Source organism: Asticcacaulis sp. (genome assembly GCF_027484505.1).
Taxonomy (GTDB): Bacteria; Pseudomonadota; Alphaproteobacteria; order Caulobacterales; family Caulobacteraceae; genus Asticcacaulis.
This window is the reverse complement of the sequence record NZ_JAIXSV010000169.1, coordinates 1-6,573: the sequence shown is the minus strand read 5'-3', so window position 1 is coordinate 6,573 and position 6,573 is coordinate 1. Positions and strand designations below refer to the sequence as shown.

At 62.7% G+C, this 6,573-nt stretch carries 6 protein-coding genes; 2 read left to right on the top strand and 4 right to left on the bottom strand.

Annotated elements, in window-relative coordinates; all coding sequences use genetic code 11:
• Positions 1-618: enoyl-CoA hydratase-related protein (locus Q0072_RS10620; RefSeq protein WP_298329575.1), on the bottom strand; the 618-nt coding region annotated here is incomplete at its 3' end.
• Positions 619-726: 108 nt separating this feature from the next.
• Positions 727-2,271 carry a carboxyl transferase domain-containing protein gene (locus Q0072_RS10615; protein ID WP_366941798.1) on the bottom strand — a complete coding sequence of 515 codons (1,545 nt, stop codon included), beginning with the start codon at positions 2,269-2,271 and terminating at the stop codon, positions 727-729.
• 291 nt (positions 2,272-2,562) lie between these two features.
• Between Q0072_RS10615 and Q0072_RS10610 the strand changes: the two genes are divergently transcribed.
• On the top strand, positions 2,563-3,447 hold the full coding sequence (locus Q0072_RS10610) for a LysR family transcriptional regulator (RefSeq protein WP_298329570.1): 885 nt from the start codon (positions 2,563-2,565) through the stop codon (positions 3,445-3,447).
• A gap of 101 nt (positions 3,448-3,548) precedes the next feature.
• Positions 3,549-4,889, top strand: a complete 1,341-nt coding sequence (locus Q0072_RS10605; protein ID WP_298329567.1) for a hypothetical protein — start codon at positions 3,549-3,551, stop codon at positions 4,887-4,889.
• A 325-nt stretch (positions 4,890-5,214) separates the two neighbouring features.
• Here Q0072_RS10605 and Q0072_RS10600 read toward each other — a convergent pair whose 3' ends face one another.
• A complete protein-coding gene (locus Q0072_RS10600; protein WP_298329565.1) occupies positions 5,215-6,300 on the bottom strand; it encodes a DUF2336 domain-containing protein in 1,086 nt (361 codons plus the stop codon).
• A 9-nt stretch (positions 6,301-6,309) separates the two neighbouring features.
• Positions 6,310-6,573 (bottom strand): hypothetical protein (locus tag Q0072_RS10595; protein WP_298329562.1); only part of this gene is annotated, 264 nt, incomplete at its 5' end.

Genomic DNA, 6,573 nt, shown 5'->3' with positions numbered 1-6,573 from the left:
GGCCACGGCCTCCGGTCCACCGGCCAGCAGGCCGTCAATCAGCGGCGCGGCGGCGGCATCGAGCCCGGCCTTAACCTCGTGCACCAGACCGATGCGGCGGGCCTCTTCGGCGCTGAAGCGTTCTCCGGTCAGAAAGTAGCGTCGCGCCGCCGACGCGCCGATCTTGGCCACCACAAACGGCGATATGGCCGCCGGGATCAGGCCCAGCCGCACCTCGGTCAGGCCAAAGCGCGCATCGGGGGCGGCCACCACCATATCGCACGCCGCCGCCAGCCCGACGCCGCCACCAAAACACGCGCCGTGGATCAGGCCGATCACCGGCTTGGGGCAGGCGTTTATTGTATGCAGCATGGTCGCCAGTGCCAGCGCATCGGCCTCGTTTTCGGCCTCGGTCTTGTGAGCGGCGCGCTGCATCCAGTGGAGGTCGCCCCCGGCGCAGAAGCTTTCCCCCGCGCCATTGAGTACCACCACGCGCACGGCAGGATTGGTACCCAGCGTGGTGAAGGTGGCGGTCAGGTCGGCGATCATCGCCTCATCAAAGGCATTGTGCCGGTCGGGCCGGTTGAGCGTCAGGCGGGCTATGCCATTGGCGGATAAATCGAGTTTAAGCGTGGTCATAAAGCGCTTTCCGAAAAGTGTGACGCACTTTTCGGAGAAAAAAGCGCGTTAAACTAAAAAAAATTCAGAGCGTTATTTCGGTTCAGTTTGAACGAACTACGCTCTGAATTACATCCTGAACACGCCGAACCGCGTCGGCTCTATGGGCGCATTGAGCGCCGCCGAAAGGCCCAGCCCCAGCACGCGGCGCGTATCCGCCGGGTCGATCACGCCGTCGTCCCACAGGCGCGCCGAGGCGTAATAGGGATGGCCCTGCGCCTCATAGGTCTCCAGCAGCGGGGCCTTAAACGCGGCCTCCTCTTCGGCGCTCCAGGTGCCGCCCCTGGCCTCGATACCGTCGCGGCGCACGGTGGCCAGCACATTGGCCGCCTGCTCACCGCCCATGACCGAGATGCGCGCATTGGGCCACATCCACAGGAAGCGCGGATCGAAGGCGCGCCCGCACATGCCGTAATTGCCCGCCCCGTAGGAGCCGCCGAAAACGAGCGTCAGCTTAGGGACATTGGCGCAGGCCACCGCCGTCACCATCTTGGCCCCATGCCGCGCAATGCCTTCGTTTTCGTACTTGCGGCCCACCATGAAGCCGGTGATATTTTGCAGGAAGATCAAGGGAATATGGCGCTGGCAGCACAGTTCGACAAAGTGCGCGCCCTTTTGCGCGCTCTCGGAAAACAGCACGCCATTATTGGCGACAATGCCGACCGGATGGCCGTACAGATGCGCAAACCCGCACACCAGGGTTTCACCGTACAGCGCCTTGAACTCATCAAATTCCGAGCCATCGACGATGCGCGCAATGATTTCGCGCACATCAATCGGGATGCGCTTATCGACCGGGATCAGGCCGTACAGTTCGCGTGCGTCATAGAGCGGTTCGACGCTGTCGCGCCATTTGAATGACGCCGGTTTGGTGCGGTTGAGATGGCGTACAATGCGCCGCGCCATCGCAAGCGCTTCGGCGTCGTTGGCGGCCAGATGATCGACCACGCCCGACACGCGCGCATGGACATCGCCGCCGCCTAAATCTTCGGCGGAGACGACTTCACCCGTCGCCGCCTTGACCAGCGGCGGCCCCCCCAGAAAGATGGTCCCCTGACGGCGCACAATGATGCTTTCGTCCGACATGGCCGGCACATAGGCCCCGCCGGCGGTGCAACTTCCCATCACAACGGCGATCTGCGGGATGCCTCTGGCCGACATCTGCGCCTGATTAAAGAAGATGCGCCCGAAATCGTCCTTGTCCGGAAAGACCTCGTCCTGATTGGGCAGGTTGGCCCCACCGGAGTCCACCAGATAGACGCACGGCAGGTGGTTCATCTGCGCCACTTCCTGTGCCCGCAGATGCTTTTTGACCGTCAGCGGATAATAGGTGCCGCCCTTAACGGTGGCGTCATTGCACACCACCACGCATTCGGTGTTCTCAATCCGGCCAATGCCGGTGATGATCCCGGCGGCGGGCACCTCGTCCTCATAGACCTTATGCGCGGCCAGCGCCGACAGCTCCAGAAACGGCGAGCCGGGATCGAGCAGGGCATCGACCCTTTGGCGCGGCAGGAGTTTGCCGCGGGACACGTGCTTTTGCCGCGCACTGTCTGAGCCGCCTTCGGCAATGCGCGCGGTCAGGGCGCGCAGATCATCGACCAGCCCCTGCATATGGGCGCTGTTAGCGGTGAAATCGGCGCTGTTTGTGTCGATCTGGCTGGTGAGGCGCATGGGACGTTTCCTTTAAGGGAAACCTACACCGCTCTTGATCATTGGAAAAATTGATAATAAAAATGGAATGAATAGATGATGCCTATGACTCTCCTCCCCTGCGCAGCGGGGGAGGGGGACCGAGAAGCGGTGGAGGGGGCCGGTTTCCGCCTCTGCCCCCTCCGTCTCGCCGCGCTGCGCTGGCTCGACACCTGCCCCGTACGCTGCGCTGAAGGGGAGAAGGGAGATCAAGTGGAACCCTATCTTCTTCGCTATTTTCTGGCCGTGGTCGAAACGGGCTCCTTTACCCGCGCGGCTGAAGCCTGTCTGATCACTCAGCCGTCGCTCTCATCGGGGATCAAGCGCCTTGAGGAACAGCTTGGCGTCACCCTGTTTATCCGCAACAATAAGCGGGTGTTTCTGACCACGGCGGGGACGCGCTTTTTGCCGCGCGCCAAGACTATTTTGCACGAATGCAATGTGGCGCTGGCCGAGCTGGCGCAAACCGAGCAGGCGCGCGTGCTGCGCATTGGTGTGTTGCAAACCCTGTCCGGCGTCTGGGTGGCGGGGCTGCTGAAGGGCTTTCGTGACGCAAGCCTGTCCGATGAGACGGGCGGACGTTTCGACCTGTTTGAAGGCACCGAGCAGGAAATACTCAACCGCTTTGACGAGCGGGGAATAGATTATGCCTTGTCGATCCGCCGCGTCGAAGACGACAGTTCGGTGCCCTTGTATAGTGAGCCCTATGTGCTGGCCCTGCCGGCCGATCATACACTGGCCGGGGTTGCACAGGTGCGCGGCGAAGACCTTTCTGATCAGCCGATGATCGTGCGTTCCCGCTGTGAGGTTTTGTCGGAAACCAGCCGCTATTTCACCGACCGCAATGTGCGTCCACCACTGGCCTATCGCACGGCGAATGACGAGCGGGCGCTGCGCATGGTGGCGGCGGGCATCGGCGCGACCGTGGTGCCGCAAAGCCATACGGCGCAAGGGGTGGTGACCACCACGCTGCACGGCTTTACCCATAGCCGCACCGTGGCCCTGTTTCGCCCGCGCCATGCCCTGCCGGACCATCTGACGGCCATGGGCGCGGCCTTTGAGCGCTATGTGACGGGGCTTGCGCCGCCGCTGCGGTAACGCGGCGTTTGCGGCAAAACAGTTGCAAGACAGCCCAGAGGCAAGGGCCGGACGTTCCGTTCTGGGACGATTTTCGTGACCTGTGCCGCAGGGTAGTTTTCATGTTTGAATTTGGCCGTGAACTGAGGCGCATAATGGGGCAGGGCGGGCGTTATGAGCCCGATGTGAGCCTTTATGAGCTGATGACGCTCGAACTGCTGATTACGCAGGGGCGCGGCCTGGATGTCGAAGGCGGGCGCGTTTCGACGCGCAGCCGTTTTGAACCCTATCTCGAATCGGCATTGGTGTGGCGCGAATACGCGCGGCGCACCGGTGACACGCTGGCGCTCAGCAAGGCGACCACAGCGGCGGAAGCGGCGGGCAAGGCCGCCAAGACCCTGACTGAGGCCGCCAATGCGGCGCTGGTGCAGGCGGAAATCTGCCTGCTGGGCTATGATTTGTTTGAAACCGCCGAACTGCTGGTTTCGGCGGAAACGCTTGTGGCCACCGGGCGCGGCGCCATTGGTGGCGATGCGGCCTTGCTGGCGGCCTTTACCCTGACCGAAGGGCGGCTGGCGGCGCGTCTGGCTGTGCGGCAGGGCATTGGCGAAGACCTTGAACCGGCGCTGGTGGCCATGGCCCATATCGACCGCGCCATCGAACGTTTTGACGCGCTGGTGCGTCAGACCAAGGCCGCCAAGGACAAGATCAGCGCCGCCGATGCGCGACTGGAACGCGCCGACCTTTTGATGCTGGTCGGGCTCGATCGTCACGACAGCCGGCTGATGAGCGCGGTGATCAACGACCTGACGGCGCTCCTGGCGCGGCTCGATGCCGACTATGAGCCGGTGACCTTTGTGCGCGTGACGCAGCGTCTGGCGCTGGCGCACGTCTGGGCGGGGCAAATCGACGGTCAGCCGCAAATGATCAGCGAAGGCATCGCCCTTCTGACGCCGGCGGAAGAGGTGGTGGCCTATGAACATACGCCCCTCGACTGGGTGGCGCAGACGCATTTCCGCGCTCTGGCGCTACAGGCTCTGTCGGAGTTGATTCAGGAAGACGGGCTGGCCGAACAGGCGGTGGCGGCGTTCGATCTGGCTTTGTCGAAGGCGCTGGCCAAACCTCTGTCGATTCGTGCGCACATCGTCAATAACCGCGCCGCCTGTCTGGCGCGCCGGGCTGAGCTGAAGGGCGATCTTCTGTCGCTCGAAGACGCCGAAGCGGCCTTCAAGGCGGAGCTGCGTCAGGTCAAGCCGGGCGAAGACCCGGTTGGCTGGGCCATCCTTCAGACCAATCTGGGGCGTCTCTATGTGGCACGCGGTGACATTACCGGCTTTATGCTGGACCGCGCCGAAGCCGCCTATGCGCTGGAGGCCGCGCATGAGATTTTCAGCGAGCACGGTCTCAAGGGGCTGGCGGAAACGGCCATGGAAAACCTCAACCGCGTGCGCGAGCAGGCGTAGGGTTCAAGAGCTGGTTGGTTTTGGATAGAAACGATACGCCACTATAGGGCCTCCCCTGAAATCAGGGGAGGCGCTTAAACGGGACGTCGTTGAATCTAGGCTGCGGTGACGATTTAAGATTGATGCGGCTATTTCTCCTCCCTACGAAGTGGGGAGGTGGCAGCGAGCGAAGCGACGCTGACGGAGGGGTATAACCGTCAGTAAGATACCCCTCCGCCTCGTAAACTCGGCACCTCCCCATAAAATGGGGAGGAGGGGGGCCGCAAACGTTAATTCGTCACTACAGCCTAAAGTACCCCGCTTGCGGGGCAACTTTTTTCATGAATCACGCCGCGTGGCCTTCGGCGCGGCGCATGCGCCAGAAGCGGATGGTGCGCAGGGCCGTATCGCGCGGCAGTTGCTCATAGAGCTTGCCATATTCGGCGGCCTTGCCCATGGCGTTGTCCTGCGCGGCCAGCATGATCATGGCATAGGTCAGGAACAGCGACTTTTCGAGATCCGCGGCCTTACACGCAATGGCCAGCGCGTCCAGTTCGCGCTTATCCACCACGTGCTTCGCCGTCAGGAAGTCGATATCGGCCATGATCGCCAGCGCACAGAGGAACCAGGTCGGGTTCGGATCGCGCATATAGCGGGCCAGCAGGGCCGGGGTCAGTTTCTGATTATTATAGAGGGTCTCGACCTCGGCCATGATCTTTTCATAGTCGGACGGGAAGGAGCCGTGGGCGATGGCCACCGTGTTGCGTGATTTCGACAAGGCCTGTTCCAGCACGGCCGGATCGACGCAGGCGTTTTCCTGCATGATGCGTTCGCGCAGGCGGGCTTCGACGACAAAATACATGTCGTTCATCAGGTCGATGGGGAAGTCCTTGCGGTTGACGATGGCGTCGTGCAAGGCCGGGCTGGTCTGGGCGCGCTGAACGACCGCTTCGTTTGTGGCGCGCGACAGGCGGGCCCCGTCATTGCGCAAGAGCGTGTTGACCGTGGTGTCGTCGCCGCGATCGACGATGACGCCCGACACCGATTCCGGAACCTCTTCGCGGCGCGACACGGCGCGCAGGTGGTCCTGTCCCTTGGTCGAAACGACGTGGATCAGGTCGCTTTCGGTCAGGGCTTTTGAGCGGACCAGAATGGCTTCGGCGACTTCGATATCGTCGGAGGCCAGACGGCGCAAAAGACCCAGCGGCGCGACCTTGGCTTCGGCCAGCTTGCGCGCGATTTCGGCGCGCACGACCGTTTCCATTTCGGACGATAACTGGCTCATCACCTCGTCATACAGCGCCATCTCAGGCCCTTCGACCTGGTCCGGGTGCGCCATGAAGACGGTGGTGACCTGACGCAGCAATTCGCGGCGCTTCTCCGAAGAGGGTTCCTTGGCCAGATCAATCAGGTGGTTCAGGGTCGAGGGCATGGGAGAGCCTTAAAGCGTCTTGTCTTTTGCGGGTGTCGGGTCGGTCTTTTGAGCTTTACTGGTCGCCGCGGAGCCTGACTTCTCGGAAGCCTTGTCCGCAGCGGGGGTCTGCACGGCACCGGGATCGAGCGCCAGATCGCCGCCCGTGTGCGGGGCCGGATCGGGCTCATAGCCATAGGCGCGGTGCAGCGAATAGAAGCGCGGGGCCTGCGACGCCGTGGTGGCGCGGCTGCCCGGTACGAAGGGGGTGTAGGGCTCGGCCGATTCCTGCTC